General features: G+C 58.1%; 12 protein-coding genes, 2 tRNA genes and 2 pseudogenes. 5 read left to right on the top strand and 11 right to left on the bottom strand.

The features are described from left to right. Positions 1-23 precede the first annotated feature (23 nt). The 3 genes from RHM58_RS24420 to RHM58_RS24410 all read left to right on the top strand — a co-directional run bounded on the left by RHM58_RS24420 (position 24) and on the right by RHM58_RS24410 (position 1195). The gene (locus RHM58_RS24420) at positions 24-245 is read left to right on the top strand and encodes a hypothetical protein (RefSeq protein ID WP_201255395.1); all 222 of its coding nucleotides are present in this window, start codon (positions 24-26) and stop codon (positions 243-245) included. A gap of 130 nt (positions 246-375) precedes the next feature. Next, positions 376-606: a hypothetical protein gene (locus RHM58_RS24415; RefSeq protein ID WP_054050531.1), complete on the top strand. Its 231-nt coding sequence runs from the start codon at positions 376-378 to the stop codon at positions 604-606. Between the two features lie 304 nt (positions 607-910). Further along, positions 911-1195, top strand: a complete 285-nt coding sequence (locus tag RHM58_RS24410) for a hypothetical protein (RefSeq protein ID WP_201255394.1) — start codon at positions 911-913, stop codon at positions 1193-1195. A gap of 62 nt (positions 1196-1257) precedes the next feature. On the opposite strand, the gene RHM58_RS24405 is transcribed toward RHM58_RS24410, so the two are convergent. Then, positions 1258-1629: a hypothetical protein gene (locus RHM58_RS24405; protein WP_322268403.1), complete on the bottom strand. Its 372-nt coding sequence runs from the start codon at positions 1627-1629 to the stop codon at positions 1258-1260. A 516-nt stretch (positions 1630-2145) separates the two neighbouring features. On the opposite strand from RHM58_RS24405, the gene RHM58_RS24400 reads away from it, so the two are divergent. Continuing rightward, complete coding sequence (locus tag RHM58_RS24400) at positions 2146-2706, top strand: YSC84-related protein (protein ID WP_201255392.1); 561 nt, start codon at positions 2146-2148, stop codon at positions 2704-2706. A gap of 818 nt (positions 2707-3524) precedes the next feature. On the opposite strand, the gene RHM58_RS24395 is transcribed toward RHM58_RS24400, so the two are convergent. The 8 genes and pseudogenes from RHM58_RS24395 to gabT all read right to left on the bottom strand — a co-directional run bounded on the left by RHM58_RS24395 (position 3525) and on the right by gabT (position 10497). Next, positions 3525-3611, bottom strand: a tRNA-Leu gene (locus RHM58_RS24395). 192 nt (positions 3612-3803) lie between these two features. Next, positions 3804-3877 (bottom strand) — tRNA-Cys (locus RHM58_RS24390). A 227-nt stretch (positions 3878-4104) separates the two neighbouring features. Further along, positions 4105-5449 (bottom strand): annotated as a pseudogene (locus RHM58_RS24385) (OprD family porin). Positions 5450-5515: 66 nt separating this feature from the next. After that, the gene (locus RHM58_RS24380) at positions 5516-6721 is read right to left on the bottom strand and encodes a DUF1624 domain-containing protein (protein WP_322268402.1); all 1206 of its coding nucleotides are present in this window, start codon (positions 6719-6721) and stop codon (positions 5516-5518) included. A gap of 28 nt (positions 6722-6749) precedes the next feature. Further along, complete coding sequence (locus RHM58_RS24375) at positions 6750-7520, bottom strand: DUF4198 domain-containing protein (RefSeq protein WP_242486246.1); 771 nt, start codon at positions 7518-7520, stop codon at positions 6750-6752. Between the two features lie 398 nt (positions 7521-7918). Continuing rightward, positions 7919-8407, bottom strand: coding sequence for an Lrp/AsnC family transcriptional regulator (locus RHM58_RS24370; protein ID WP_008055821.1), 489 nt, complete (start codon positions 8405-8407; stop codon positions 7919-7921). A gap of 45 nt (positions 8408-8452) precedes the next feature. Beyond that, the gene (locus RHM58_RS24365; RefSeq protein ID WP_322268401.1) at positions 8453-9109 is read right to left on the bottom strand and encodes a 2-haloalkanoic acid dehalogenase; all 657 of its coding nucleotides are present in this window, start codon (positions 9107-9109) and stop codon (positions 8453-8455) included. Between the two features lie 95 nt (positions 9110-9204). Beyond that, positions 9205-10497, bottom strand: a complete 1293-nt coding sequence (gene gabT, locus RHM58_RS24360) for a 4-aminobutyrate--2-oxoglutarate transaminase (RefSeq protein ID WP_322268400.1) — start codon at positions 10495-10497, stop codon at positions 9205-9207. Between the two features lie 272 nt (positions 10498-10769). Here gabT and RHM58_RS24355 point away from each other — a divergent pair, with 272 nt between their 5' ends. Further along, complete coding sequence (locus RHM58_RS24355) at positions 10770-11696, top strand: 2-hydroxyacid dehydrogenase (protein ID WP_322268399.1); 927 nt, start codon at positions 10770-10772, stop codon at positions 11694-11696. 125 nt (positions 11697-11821) lie between these two features. On the opposite strand, the gene RHM58_RS24350 is transcribed toward RHM58_RS24355, so the two are convergent. Both RHM58_RS24350 and RHM58_RS24345 read right to left on the bottom strand, forming a co-directional pair. Beyond that, on the bottom strand, positions 11822-12901 hold the full coding sequence (locus RHM58_RS24350; protein WP_322268398.1) for a tartrate dehydrogenase: 1080 nt from the start codon (positions 12899-12901) through the stop codon (positions 11822-11824). A 27-nt stretch (positions 12902-12928) separates the two neighbouring features. Then, positions 12929-14388 (bottom strand): annotated as a pseudogene (locus RHM58_RS24345) (NAD-dependent succinate-semialdehyde dehydrogenase). Positions 14389-14482 lie beyond the last annotated feature (94 nt).

Raw genomic sequence — 14482 nt, 5'->3', positions numbered from 1 at the left:
CACGAATTAGCGGCGGTGGTGCCATGGAAGACATTTTCGTTGTGAAGCGTTGCAACAAAATCATCATCCATGGCCGCCGAGCCGGAGAAGTCAGCCACGCACCACCCGATGCCGCCGTCTGGTACCGCATCGCTGACACCCGCACCCGCGGCTTCATCGGTGACGGTTTCGATGTTGAAGAAGATGCCAGACGTGAATGCCGCCAGCTCAATGCCCGCTCACAAGTGACAGCTCGGCAAAGCTGAAAAAGTTCATAATTTTTTACCGGGTCTATACTGAAATCAGCTGAAGGACCAGCGACCCCATCAGCAGAGAGCTCGCACCCGCGGGCTTTTTGCTGCCACTTGTCAGATTCCTTCGAAGGAGGTGTTTGCCATGTCCGAAAAAGAGTCCATCACCACCCTGCTCACCCTGCTTGACTCTCGTCAGGCTCGCCTCGCGGCCGCCTGCAAGGAAATTGCCGACTGGGTCGATCATCAAGGCGGGCACCCTACGGCCCTGAAAATTCGTGACCGACTGAACGACATCGAGAAAGACGCACCGCTGATTCGCAGCACGCTGTCTTCGCTGCGCCCTGTCGAACCGCCGCTGCCACGGTTCAGATAGTTCAAACCGGACACCCCGACTCAAGGACAGGCCTGATTCAGGAAGCATGAACGGCGACAATCTTGTCACCGAGACCCTGCCTGCCTGATAGCCTCCTGCCACAACGCAACCCGGCCTGGTGCTGGGCTTTTTTTGCGACATTCCTTTCACACAGCGTTCACAACGCACGCCCTACTGTGGCCCTACTCCTTTGAAGAATCCCTTGGCCCGCCCGCATGCGGGCTTTTTTTGCCCTGAATTTCATTAACGAACGCCGCCGGCGGCGGGAGGTCAAACGAACACACGTCACGAAGGAGACGTTCCAATGGTCACTCACTTCAAAGTTGGCGGGCATCTTGCCTGCGGTCATACAGGCACCAAACTGGTTTCGAGTAACGTACTCACCCAGGTTAAATGCAGAAGCTGCCGCAACACCGATGCGTTCAAGGACGCGCGCAAAGACGAGCGCAATGCTGCACGACGCGCGGCGCGTAAAGCCAAGGTTACTCATACTGCAAATGATTGGCGCGCGGAGTGGGTTCAGCGGCTGACCGCCATGACCGGGCGGCAAAGATTGCCGCGCGGATTTCGCGGCCAGGCATTCGTCTAGACCCTCATTCTCGGGCCGATCTGATCGGCCCGATGTATTTACCCTGCAGCACAAAGTCCACCTTACCCACGCCAAAAACTAAATCCTTTGGGCGCTTTGTAGTACGAGCAAAGAAGGGAAAGTGCCGCTCTACCGGTCACGTCACTCTCCATCTCCTCCTGAGCCAAGCGTATTTCTTCTTGATAGTCCGGCGATTTTTCGGCAGTGAGTGTTTCTGCTTTTACCTCATCCGCCAGCTCCATTTCCGGGTTATTCATGAAGTTCTGAAAGGAATAGGTGCCCGCAGGGTACACGTGGGAACAAGCCCTCTGCCCCGCGATGACCTTGACGGCGATTTCTCGATCGGTAAATACCTCGGCCACGGAGATCGGGATGTAGCTCAGCCCCAACAATGCGCCGAATACAAATACTGCTTTTTTCATCACTGAAATCAAAACTGAAGCTCCATGCTGTCAAAAATAGCGAAACGAAAACGACAAAGGCCTGCATGATAAACTTCATGCAGGCCTTCGATATATAGGGGTGCCCGAAGACGGAACTGAACCGGCACTTTCTTACGACGCCAAGCAGGGCATGGTGCCTCCGGCGTTCCGCCGACCAAACAGCCTATTCCAACGCTGAGCTCTCCACAGCGTAATCGCAATGCAAAATTCCGACCTACTCCCTTCCAGGCATTACAAAATCAACAAAAACCAATGCGTAGTTGAACACCGGAATCACTGCTATTGGCCAAAAGCAACTTCTGACGACGAACCCGGCCCTTACACAGTGGTCAATACAATTGACGGCATCGCGACTGATCAGCAGCCTTTGGCCTGCTTCCTTCAGGAGCGAAGCTTGCGATTCACACACTTTAGGGTGCGCCGGGTAACTTTCAGTAGATTCGGTTCCTGCCTGACGCAGGCGCTGTCTACTGCTCTCATCCAATGCTCCCTTATCGGAGTACGGAAATGACTCAATCAATGCGGTTCTTCCTATCGCTCTTCCTCGCGACTGCCTCATTGGCATCGGCGAGCCTCCTGAACAATGCAAGTGCAGCCACCGCCGAAGATCTGAATGCCAGCTCTCGGCAAGCGTTGCAAAACCTCTACAAAGCCACTCCTTTTGCCGAAACCATCTCGCACAAAGCCAAAGCGGTGCTTGTCTTCCCCAACATCATCAAGGCGGGCCTTGTGTTCGGCGGCAGCTATGGCGAAGGTGAACTATTGAAAGGCTCGAAAGTAGCGGGTTATTACAACTCCGTCACCGGATCATGGGGGCTGCAGGCAGGCGCTCAGTCGTACGGCTATGTGGTTTTTCTGATGACCGACAAAGCTGTGAAATATGTAAGTGAGACCAAAGGTTGGGAAATCGGTGTAGGGCCAACTGTTGTTGTGGTTGATGAAGGGATTTCGAAAAACCTGTCCAGCTCGACGCTGAAAGACGACGCGTACGCGTTCATCTTCGACCAGCAAGGGTTAATGGCCGGGGTCAGCATCGAAGGCACGAAGATTTCCCTGATCAAGCGCTAAAACCAGCTATTTGGTTGGGCTCGAGCGAGTGATGGCGGCCTACGCCAACACAGGTTTGGTTGCCCGGTCAGGTAAATCTCGTTCTGGTCGATTTCTGTCAGACGTAACAGGCAGGAATCGACCATAACGTAATGCTGATCCAATCAAGCACGAGCCGGATCAGCTCTGGCGATTGACTCATGACTGAGTGGCAAAATTACGCGAATAACAGCTAAAGATGCATATTTCAAGTCATTAAAAATGAACAAACCTTTAAAGAATGTTCATGCAAACATGGGCTTAGCTGACTACCCTCAAGTATTCCGACATAGTGAATACAGGAGTAACCCACCATGTTCTCGCACGAAAGCTTCCCGCTGATTTCACTCTTCATCATCATGCTGGTTTGCGTACTTGCAGCCTTTCTTCACCCCATACACGCCTTCTGGAGTTGGGTTCAAAGGCGAAAGAGTAAATCCTCTCTCGAACGCACGGAGCAAGTGAGGAAGCTTTATTCGCGCTGAGTGATTTTCCAATGAAGCCTGGCAACGTCCAGGCTTTTTGCTGACTACCAGAAACGAAAAAGCGCTGCACGCTCAGCCCGCCTGTCCGGAACAGCTTTAACATCCTCAAACGACGTTGGCCGTTACTTGAGTCAAGTGAACGGACATGGAGCACGAGCCGTCCGAGTAACAACCACTGGAGTGTTCTTTCTGATGTGGCGGGCAAGAGCAAAAAAGTGTCGCCAACCAAGTGAGTTGCGACCCATGTCTATTTTTGCGACCCAGAAACAAACAAGGGTTTGCATCAGCTTTCGCCCGCAAACCCTTGATTTAAGATGGTGCCCGAAGCCGGAATCGAACCGGCACGCCCTTACGAGCGGGGGATTTTAAGTCCCATGCGTCTACCAATTTCGCCATTCGGGCGGTAGCGCGATCAAGCGGTCTTACGGCTGCCCAAAAAACCTGGCAGTTCTGACGCTTGTGCAACAGAGGGGAAATATATACACCCCGCCCCGGTGAAGCAAGTTCGCAAATGCCCTTTTCAAGACAAAATCTTGCAGGACTGCGAAAATAAAAAAGCTCCGTAGATCAAAGATCTACGGAGCTCGTTTAAAGTGGAGGCCGAGGTCGGAATCGAACCGGCGTAGGTGGATTTGCAATCCACTGCATAACCATTTTGCTACTCGGCCTCAAACATCTGATGTCAGTAGCACGACACCAAATGCGTACAAACGCTGAGCTTCGAGAGTTGATTAAATCATTCTCTAACTCTTTGAAAACATTAGGCTTTTTCAGCCGTCTGTGCTTTCGATGGCGTGAATTATGTACTGATTTCCCGAGGCTGGCAACCCCTTGATTTCAAAAAATTTCTGCCCGCTTGATCGCACCCGGTTTCACGCTACGTCATGTTCGCGAATCAGAATTCCCCACCCAGCGGATACTCAATCGCCAGCCTGATCTGGTTCGCATCCAGTTCCGCTTGCGCCGCATTCCCGCGATGTACCGCGTGGCGCAAGGTAAACGCGAGATTCTTCGCCGCGCCGGATTGCACCACGTATTTGGCCTGGATGTCGCGTTCCCAATGTTTGCCGCCCTGCCCGTAACCCAGCCATTTGTAGCCGCCATTCGGGTCCATGTGGCTGCCGTCGATGCCGCTGCCGCGGACATAGAGTGCGCCGAAGGTCAGGCCGGGAATGCCGTAGCCGGTCATGTTCAGGTCGTAGCGAGCTTGCCAGGACGCTTCTTGCGGGGCGTTGAAGTCGGACAGCGCCACGGCGTTGCTCAGGTAGATTGCGCCGCGGGTGACGTAGTCGTAGGGCGTGTCGCCGTCGACTTTCTGATAACCCAGGCCGAAGCTGTGGGAGCCGGCCTTGTAGGTTGTGAGAAAACTCCAGGTGGTGTTGTCGATCCGGCCGGACAAGGCTTTACCGGTGTCTTGGGTGCGATAGAGGTTAAGGTCGAAAGTCAGGTCCTGGCCATCGGCCAACGGCTGGGTATAAACCGCGCCGAGGTAGTGCTGGCGCCAAGTGTCGGCGTAGACCGCACTGAACAGGCTGGCGTTGAGCCCTTTGAGTGCCGTGTTGCGCACGCCCACCAGATCAAAGCTGTCGCCCTGTTTTCCATTGGAGTAATTGACCACAAAGCCTTGGTCATGGCTGCTGGCGTTGCGGTCGGTGCTTTCGTTGAAGTGGCCGCCGTACAGCGTGGTGGCCGGAAGTTCGCGGCTGGTCAGCAACCAGCCAGTGGCGGTTTCGGGCAGCAGGCGGCTATCGGATGAGCCGAACACCGGGGTTTTCACTCGCTGTTCGCCGTAGCGCAGTTCGGTGGAGAAAAACCGCAGTTTGGCCACGGCGCCACCGCGACTGAATTCATCCTTGGGGTGGCCGTCATTGTCGACGCCGAGCAGCCGCAGCCTTGCCGGCCCGCCCGCCTCCGCTGTCCAGCTCCCAACCGGAATAGGCGTGAGCATCGAGGCCAAATCCTAAGGTGCCGCGGGTGTAGCCGGAGGTAAAATCGGCCATCAAGCCGTAGGCCCATTCCTCGGCGAGGTCGCTGCGTTGGGCGCGAGGTTTGTAGGCATTGCGTGCGCCATTGCTCAGCGAACCGTGCTCATAGTCGCGGCGGTCGTAGACGCTGCGGTTGAGCAGGCTCCACTGACTGTCCTCGACAAAGCCTTTTGCGTTGTCTTGCTCTGAAGCGAAGGCGAGCAGCGACTGCCCGCCCAATGCCAATAGCAGGGTATGCGTCGATAGGGTTTTCACAGTGCAACTCCACAGAATTCGAGGTCTGCAAGGTGTCCCGCCGAACGGGGGACACCGTTCGGCACATCAGAGGTATTTGAGAATCGCGATGTCGCGACGCCGCTGCTTGAGGGCAGCGAACCAGCGTGTCGGGAAGAACAACAACACCCCAAGAATCACGCTCCACAGCCACACCGTGGGCAGGTTATCGAAGCCGTAATACGCGCCCTGATTGGCGCCCCAGATTGCGACCGCCGCCAGGTACATGGCCTTGAGCACATACAGGTGCAGCAGATAGAAAAACATCGGCGCCCCGCCGTAGATCGCCAGCGTCGCGGTGGACCAGCGATCCTGCAGCTTCTCGAACAACGCCAGCAGGAGCAGCCCCAAACCGAGGGTAGGCATCAGGAACATCAGCGACGGCGGGTACTTCTTGGCGCTCATGAAACTCATGAAGGTGCGCAACGAATCACCGGTCTGCACCCAAGGTTTCTCGCCGTAGACGTTCAGGTACCGGATGAACACGAACGCCACCAGCAAGCCGACGCCAAGTTTGACCAGCCGGGAAATGCGCTCGGCCGGCTCCATGTCCTTGCCGAACCACGGCCCGATGGCCCAACCCAGCAGAATCACCCCGATCCACGGCAACACGGGATACGTGGTGCGCGCCCGGGTGAACTCGGTGATGTCGATAAACACCTTCTGATGCAGGATCGACCACGGCACATAGAATGACGACTCTGACCCGACGACGACGTTATCGAACAGGTTATGCCCGGCGACGATGACCAGCCCCAGCACAATCAGCCAACTGCGCTTGAAGTGCAGCAACCCGGCGAGGACGATCATGCAGATGCCGATGCACCAGATCACCTGCAACCACAAGGTCTTGGGCGGGAACTCGGCGTTCCATGCGAAGCAGACGAAGGTGATTTCCAGAAACACCAGGAAGAACCCGCGCTTGAGCAGGAACACTGAGGTTTCACTGGCGGTGTGTTTCTGGCTGTAGAGCCAGGCCGACAGGCCAGTGAGGAAGATGAAGACTGGCGCGCAGATTTCGCTGAGCATCCGGGTGAAGTACAAGTCGGGCGTTACGCTCAAGGCGTCGATTGGATCGGTGACCTGGCGATGCAGCAGAAAGGTTTCGCGCACGTGGTCGATCAACATCAACAGCATGACGAAACCGCGCAAGGCATCGATGGCCAACATCCGGGTGTTGGCTTTTACCAGCGGGGCAGCCAGCGCAGCGGAAACACTTCCCGCCTGCCCGGCCAATCCTGATGATTGGGACATATCGGTAACTCCTGTAGGGGGCGATGGATCAGGCCTGTTTCTTCAACCGGGCGACTTCGGAGGCTGGCAGTTGCGACGGGGCCCGTGGCAACGATTGTTTGCCTTGCGTGCGATAGAACGACAGCGTCGAGCTGAAGCTCTTCAAGTCGTACTGCTCGGTCTTGCCTTGGGGACTCACGCGTTCACCGGGGGTGCGGTCCTTGTATTCGACCGCCACCACATACGTGCCCTGCCAGGGCAACTCGAAGGTGACCTTGCCCGCCGCATCGGTCCGCTGGGTGAAGACTTCGCCGGAGCCGGTTTCCAGCATAACGTCCTGATCCGCCAGCGGTTTTTGCGAATAGTACACTTGGAATTGGGCCTTGTTGCCGTCGACGCGGCCGGTGGGCACGATGTCCAGAGTCAGTTCCGGGGTTCGCACACGCAAATCGCCGACCCATCGGGTCGCCGGCGTCCAGTGGGTTTTCAGGGTTTTGTCGGCTTCATGCAGGTCAAAGATCGGATAATGCGGGTCCTGGGCCAACAGCGAGTCATCGCCCGACGCCTGATGCGCCACCGCAAACGCTTGACGCTGTAAGGTCAGATTCAATGGTTTCGAATTGTTGCCAATCGACCAGCCCTTGAGTTGCTGGAACCGGTCCATCCCGCCCGGTGTGACTTCCAGCATGTTCTTGTCATATTCGCCGTAGTACAACGCCAAGGGTTGCCCCGGTGGCTGCTCGTACCAGATCTGGTGCGCCTCGCTGCTGCTGGCCAGCATGAAGACGCCGTAACCCAATAGTGCTTTTGCGTTGCTCATTCGCATTTTTTTGGCTCCGATTGGTGTTATTCAGCGGTTCGTTGCAGTCGCTTCATCCTCCCGAAATCAGCAACTTCACAAACCGCTCCCTCTCTCTGCACGCATTACAGCGCAGAGACTTTTGCGCTTTGTTCTGAAATCGGTACGTGAGGAGTCATCGGTGACTGTTTTTTCGGGTTGAAACAGATGTTTATGCGGCTTGCGCCAGGATGAGGCGGGTTGAGGAGTTCAAGCGAGGCAATGTCCAAACGCAGTGCATGCAGCGCTGCAAAACAAATGTGGGAGCGGGCTTGCTCGCGAAAGCGGTGTGTCAGTCGACATCTCTATCGACTGACACGGCCTCTTCGCGAGCAAGCCCGCTCCCACAGGGATTTGTGTTGGGATTGGGAATGGGGCTGTCAGTGCCGCAGCAATTTACGCAACGGCACGCCGTCCTTGAGCACGGGGGATTTGATGACGATGTAGCTGAAGTACTTGGAGATGCCGATGTTCTTGTCCAACAGGCTTTCAATCACTTCCTGATAATGCTGGATGCTGCGGGTCATGAAGCGCACCAGGTAATCGTAGCCACCGCTGATCAAATGGCATTCGAGCACTTCATCGACCAGGCGAATGTTGGACTCGAATTTGGCGAAGTCTTCGCGCTTGTGATCGCTCAGGGTGATCTCGGTGAAGACCGTCACCGAATCGGTGATCTTCGCCAGGTTCAGGTGCGCCTTGTAGCTGGAAATATAACCAGCCGATTCCAGCCGCTTGACCCGTTGCAGGCAGGGGCTGGCCGACAATCCCACCGCATCGGCGAGGCTGACGTTGGTCATGCGCCCGTCCTTTTGCAGCTCGACCAAAATGCTGATGTCGATCCGGTCCAGTTTGACTAAACCTTCCATTGCGTACCTCTTGACTGCCGTTTGTAAGACAATCTTCTAGCAAAATCAGCGCCGTAAAGACAGCTGATGCTGAGCCACCAGATCCGCCATGCTGTTGATGCAGTAATCCGCAGCACATGGCGTCGGGTGTTTGACCCGGCTGCGACAGATCAGGCACACATCGCTGCTCGCCTGCCGACTGGCTGAAGGCCGAGTCACTTGCAGGATTTCGCTTGGCTTAAGCGTATTGGCCTGGAGCCAGTCCGGGTCCTGCAAAGGGTCGCTGGCCAGTGAAATAAAATCGTCGGCCATGATCCCCAATCGTTCGCAAAGCAGCCCACGATCCTCGGCATCCCGGTCGCCCTGTACCAGCAAGCGATAGAACTTGCGCAGGTACAACATCGCCCCCGGCGCGTCCTCGAACAGCGACCAGCCGGCCACCGAACGGGCGAAGCTCATGCCCTCCTCCCAACTGGCTTTCAGGCCCCAGCGCTCGGCCAACTGGCGATGGGCGAAACACAGCAGTCCACTGAAGCCTAGCTCACCGAAGCGCGGATACAGTGCGCGCACCACCTCGCCGTATTCGGCCAGCACCTGTTCCTTGTCCGGGTGCCCGCCCCGGCTGTCGAGCAGCGGTTGCAACGCCGCCCAGACGCCCGAGTCGCGATCGACCAGGACTTCATCGCAATCGATGAGCAGCGCTCGATAATCAGTCAGCCCCATGGTGTGCAAAGCCTCCAATGATGCATTCCATCCCTCCATGCTCCATAAAGGCTCACGGGCGATGCCTTGCAGCAGCGCCCCGAGCCTGCAGGAGCTCAGTTCAAGACGCGTGCCAAAGCGACATCCAGAATTTGCAGGGCTTCGTCGACCTGTGCTTCGGTGGCCACCAGTGGCGCGAGGAAGCGCAGGACGTTGCGGTACACGCCACACTTGATCACCAGCAAACCACCCTTGCGGGCTTCATCGATCAGGCGCTGGTTCAAGTCGGCGTCCGGGGTACGGGCCTCGTCGTTCTTGATCAGCTCGATGGCCAGCATGAACCCGGCGCCGCGCACGTCGCCGATTTGTGGGTGACGGCTCTGCAAGCGCAGCAGTCCCTGGCGCAGCCGCTCGCCCAACGCTTCGCCGCGTGCCAGCAGTTTTTCTTCTTCAAAGGCATCGATCACCGCCAACGCCGCTGCACAAGACAACGCGTTACCGCCATAGGTACCGCCCAAACCACCGGGCAACGGCGCATCCATGATGTCGGCTTTACCAACCACTCCGGACAACGGCAAACCACCGGCCAGGCTTTTGGCGACGGTCACCAGGTCCGGCTGGATGCCGGCGTGCTGGAAACCGAACCACTTGCCGGTACGACCGAAACCGGTCTGGATTTCATCGAGAATCAGCACGATGCCGTGTTTTTCAGTCAACGCACGCAGCCCCTTGAGGAACTCGACAGGTGCCGACAGGAAACCGCCGTCACCCTGCACCGGTTCGATGATGATCGCCGCGACTCGCTCCGGCGCAACCTGGGTCGCGAGCAATTCGTCCAGCGCCTTGAGCGCCATCTCGCTGGTGACACCGCGATAGGCATTCGGATAAGGCGTGTGAAACACCTCTGGCGCGAATGGCCCGAAGTTCTGTTTGTACGGCTGGCTCATGCCGGTCAGCGTGGTACCGAGTAACGTCCGACCATGGAAACCGCCGCGAAAGGCAATCACCGCCGAACGATTGGTGTGAGCGCGAGCGATCTTCACCGCGTTCTCCACGGCCTCGGCGCCGGAGGTGAAGAACGCTGCTTTATAGGCTTCTTTGCCGCCGATCATTTCGCACAGGCGCTGGGCCAGATCGAGGTAGGGTTTATAGGCGACCACCTGGAAGCAGGCGTGAGAAACCTTCTGCAGTTGCGCCTGCACCGCCTCGACCACTTTCGGGTGGTTGTGACCGATGTTCAGCACACCAATGCCGCCGACAAAATCCAGGTAGCGCTTGCCGTCCACGTCCCACAACTCGGCGCCTTGGGCGCGATCGATCACCAGCGGGTGAGCGGTAACCAGGCCACGCGGCACGAATTGATCGCGCTGACGGAGCAAATGTGGGGTGTCGTCGACTTTGCTATTCATGGCATTTCCCATCGTGAGTCCGGCAACCGGGAGGTGGTTGCGATGGTGTTCAGGTTAAGGCTTGCGCGAAACGAACTACGCCGAACTTGGCCCCTGAGAAATTCGGATCGACTGTTTTCACCCTGCCAAACGGCAGATTCCTTCAGCCCGCCGAATCTGCCGCAGCCATACTGATCCAGCGTGACGCAAGCCGTTTAACCCGGCGCTTTCGACAGATCCTGCGCCGGCAGTGCGCGATGATGAGAGCACCTTCACCCTTTCAGGAAATGCCCATGGCCCTGGTTTATAAAGCTGACCCTGTACGCGGCGAACAGTGGAAAGCGCTGTTCGCCGAACACGCCCCGGATATCGAATGGCGTGCCTGGCCGGACATTGGCGATCCTTCGCAGATTGAATACCTGGCCGCGTGGCAGGCGCCGGATGATCTCGAAGCTTTGCTGCCAAATCTGAAGGTACTGTTCGCGCTGTCCGCCGGGGTCGATCAACTGGACCTCAGTCGCATTCCGCAGAGCCTGCCGGTGGTGCGTCTGCTGGACCCGGGCATCACCCGAGGCATGTGCGAGTACGCCAGTTTTGCCGTGCTGAGTTTGCACCGGGACATGCTGCGTTATCGTCAGCAGCAGTTGGCGCGGTGCTGGCAGGCGCACTTGCTGCAACCGGCAAGCAAGCGTCGGGTCGGTGTGATGGGGCTGGGCACCCAGGCGCAGCAGATTCTGGCGACGTTGCAGCCGATGGGGTTTGCGTTGAAGGGCTGGGCGCGCAGTGCGCATCGGATTGATGGCGTGGATTGCTATGCCGGTAATGAGCAACTGCCGGCGTTTCTTAGCCAGTGCGACATCCTGTTGTGCGTGTTGCCGCTGACCGAGCAGACGCAGGGCATTCTTGATCGTGAGCTGTTTCGGCAACTGCCCCACGGTGCGGCGTTGATCAACATGGGTCGGGGTGGGCATCTGGTGGAAGCTGATCTGCTGGCCGCGCTGGACAGCGGGCAGCTCAGCGGCGCGGTGCTGGATGTGCTGCAGGAAGAACCGGCGCCAGCGGATCATCCGTTTTGGGGGCATCCGCAGATTCTGCTGACCCCGCATATTGCGGCGATGACCCAGCCGGAGAGCGCGTTTGGGGTGTTGCTGGAGAATATTCGGCGGTTTGAACGGGGCGAGCCAATGGTGGGCCAGATCAACCGCACCCAAGGTTACTGACCAGAACACATAACAACTGTGGGAGCGGGCTTGCTCGCGAAAGCGGTGTGTCAGTCGACATCAATATTGACTGGAAAGACGCCTTCGCGAGTAAGCTCGCTCCCACAATTGGTTATGTGTTGGGTTTAGAGTTTGGCGGCGATGGCTTTGCCCACGTCTTGAGTGGAGCCCTTCCCGCCCAGATCCGGCGTGATCGGCCCTTCTGCAATCACCCGTTCGATGGCCTGCAGAATCCCATCATGCGCCGCGCGATAGCGCTCATCGCCATTGCCCAGGAAATCCAGCATCAACGCCCCCGACCAGATCATCGCAATCGGATTGGCAATGTTCTGCCCATAAATATCCGGCGCCGAGCCGTGCACCGGCTCAAACAACGACGGAAACCGCCGCTCCGGATCAAGATTCGCCGAAGGCGCAATGCCAATGGTCCCGGCACACGCCGGCCCAAGGTCGGAAAGGATATCTCCAAACAGATTTGACGCCACCACCACATCAAACCGGTCCGGTTGCAGCACGAAACGCGCGCACAGAATGTCGATGTGCTGCTTGTCCCAAGTGATCTCCGGGTACTTCGCCGCCATCAATGCCGTGCGCTCGTCCCAGTACGGCATGCTGATGGATATCCCGTTGGATTTGGTCGCTGCCGTCAGGCGCTTGCGCGGCCGGGTCTGGGCCAGTTCGAAGGCGTACTTGAGAATCCGGTCCACGCCACGGCGGGTGAACACCGACTCTTGCAGCACGAATTCATGCTCGGTGCCTTCGAACATTTTGCCGCCGACCGAGGAATACTCGCCTTCGGTGTTTTCTCGGATCACCACAAAATCGATGTCCCCCGGCTTGCGTCCGGCCAGCGGGCACGGCACACCGGGAAACAGCCGCACCGGGCGGATATTCACGTACTGGTCGAAGTCGCGGCGAAACTTCAGTAACGAACCCCACAGGGAAATATGATCCGGCACTTTGTCCGGCCAGCCCACGGCGCCAAAGTAGATCGCGTCGAAACCCTTTAGCTGTTCGAACCAGTCGTCGGGCATCATCTGCCCGTGTTCCAGGTAGTAATCGCAGTGCGCCCAGTCGAGCACTTCGATGCTCAAATCCAGCTGCCATTTCTTCGCCGCTTGCTCCAGCACCCGCAAGCCTTCCGGAAGGACTTCCTTGCCAATGCCATCGCCGGCAATCGCAGCGATTCTGAATGTCTTGCTCATCAACTTGCCTCCCCCAGTGTCTGTGAATTACAGCCCGCCAATGTGGAAGGCTTTGACTTCAAGGTATTCATCCAAACCGTACTTGCTGCCTTCGCGGCCCAGGCCCGATTGCTTGATGCCGCCGAACGGCGCGACTTCCATGGAAATGATTCCGGTGTTGAGCCCGACCATGCCGAACTCCAGCGCCTCGCCGAAACGCCATGAACGGCGCAAGTCCTGAGTGAAATAGTAGGCGCCCAAACCGTAAGGCGTGGCGTTGGCCAATGCGAGGGCTTCGGCTTCGTCGGTGAAGCGCATCAGCGGCGCCACCGGGCCGAAGGTTTCTTCGTTGGCCAGCAGCATGCCGGCGTGGGTCTCGCCGAGCACCGTAGGCAGCACAAACTGGCTGTCTCCCTCGGGAATGCCGCCGCAGAGCAACCGCGCGCCCTGGCTCAGGGCATCATCGATGTGCCGGGCGACTTTGCTCACGGCGGCCGGGTTGATCAGTGGGCCGATGGTGACGTCGGCGTCGAGGCCGTTGCCGACCTTGAGCTTGCCCACCTCCTCCACCAGGCGTCGGGCGAAGCGTTCGTAGATGCCGTTTTGCACCAGAATCCGGTTGGCGCAGACGCAGGTCTGGCCGGCGTTGCGGAACTTGCTGAGCATGATCCCGGCGACGGCCTGTTCCAGGTCCGCGTCGTCAAACACGATAAATGGCGCGTTACCGCCCAGTTCCAGGCTCAAGCGCTTGATGTGTTCAGCGCTTTGGCGCATCAACAAACGGCCGACAGCGGTGGAACCGGTAAAGGAAATCTTACGTACCGTCGGGTTGCTGGTCAGTTCTTCGCCGATGCCGGCGGGCATGCCGGTCAACACGTTGAACACCCCGGCCGGGATGCCGACGCGTTCGGCCAAAACTGCCAACGCCAGGGCCGACAACGGGGTCAGGTCCGAAGGTTTGACGATGATCGGGCAGCCCGCTGCCAAGGCCGGCGCGCATCTTGCGGGTCGACCATCGCGAGCGGGAAGTTCCACGGGGTGATCGCGGCGCAGACACCCACCGGTTGCTTGAGGGTCAGCAACCGGCGGTCGCCGCTGGGGGCCGGCATGGTTTCGCCGTAGACCCGCCGGGCTTCTTCGGCGAACCATTTGACGAAGCCGGCGCCGTAGCGGATTTCACCTTTGGCCTCGTTCAGCGGTTTGCCCTGTTCGCAGGTCATGATCAGCGCCAGGTCGTCGAGGTTGTCGATCATGGCCTGATACCAGCGCTCCAGGAGTGCCGCACGTTCGGCTGCTGGCCGTGCACGCCAGGCGGGCCAGGCTTTGTCGGCGGCTTCGATGGCCCGACGGGTTTCCGCGCCTTGCATGGCCGGCACCCGGGCGAGCAACTGGCCGCTGGCCGGGTCTATGACGTCCAGGGTCGCGGCGTTATCGGCGCCGATCCACTGCCCGTTCACATAGGCGAGTTCTGCCAGAAGGCTGGGGTCTTTCAAACGATTCTTGAGCATGGTCGAGTCCTGATCCGAGACATGCTTAAGTCTATGGAGGTGCTGCGGGGGAGGATGCTGAAAGCGATTTGAGTACAGCTTCGGATGCTGAAAT

The sequence above is a fragment of the Pseudomonas sp. 10S4 genome (assembly GCF_034344865.1).
GTDB lineage: Bacteria > Pseudomonadota > Gammaproteobacteria > Pseudomonadales > Pseudomonadaceae > Aquipseudomonas.
Note: the sequence above shows the minus strand (reverse complement) of the source record. Positions and strands in the feature narration are given on the sequence as shown.

What these genes read in the sequence shown, in the direction of transcription:
- RHM58_RS24420 (WP_201255395.1), top strand. Translation starts at nt 24, where the DNA reads ATGGAAGACATTTTCGTTGTGAAGCGTTGCAACAAAATCATCATCCAT.
- RHM58_RS24415 (WP_054050531.1), top strand. Translation starts at nt 376, where the DNA reads ATGTCCGAAAAAGAGTCCATCACCACCCTGCTCACCCTGCTTGACTCT.
- RHM58_RS24410 (WP_201255394.1), top strand. Translation starts at nt 911, where the DNA reads ATGGTCACTCACTTCAAAGTTGGCGGGCATCTTGCCTGCGGTCATACA.
- RHM58_RS24400 (WP_201255392.1), top strand. Translation starts at nt 2,146, where the DNA reads ATGACTCAATCAATGCGGTTCTTCCTATCGCTCTTCCTCGCGACTGCC.
- RHM58_RS24380 (WP_322268402.1), bottom strand. Translation starts at nt 6,721, where the DNA reads ATGTCCCAATCATCAGGATTGGCCGGGCAGGCGGGAAGTGTTTCCGCT.
- RHM58_RS24375 (WP_242486246.1), bottom strand. Translation starts at nt 7,520, where the DNA reads ATGAGCAACGCAAAAGCACTATTGGGTTACGGCGTCTTCATGCTGGCC.
- RHM58_RS24370 (WP_008055821.1), bottom strand. Translation starts at nt 8,407, where the DNA reads ATGGAAGGTTTAGTCAAACTGGACCGGATCGACATCAGCATTTTGGTC.
- RHM58_RS24365 (WP_322268401.1), bottom strand. Translation starts at nt 9,109, where the DNA reads ATGGGGCTGACTGATTATCGAGCGCTGCTCATCGATTGCGATGAAGTC.
- gabT (WP_322268400.1), bottom strand. Translation starts at nt 10,497, where the DNA reads ATGAATAGCAAAGTCGACGACACCCCACATTTGCTCCGTCAGCGCGAT.
- RHM58_RS24355 (WP_322268399.1), top strand. Translation starts at nt 10,770, where the DNA reads ATGGCCCTGGTTTATAAAGCTGACCCTGTACGCGGCGAACAGTGGAAA.
- RHM58_RS24350 (WP_322268398.1), bottom strand. Translation starts at nt 12,901, where the DNA reads ATGAGCAAGACATTCAGAATCGCTGCGATTGCCGGCGATGGCATTGGC.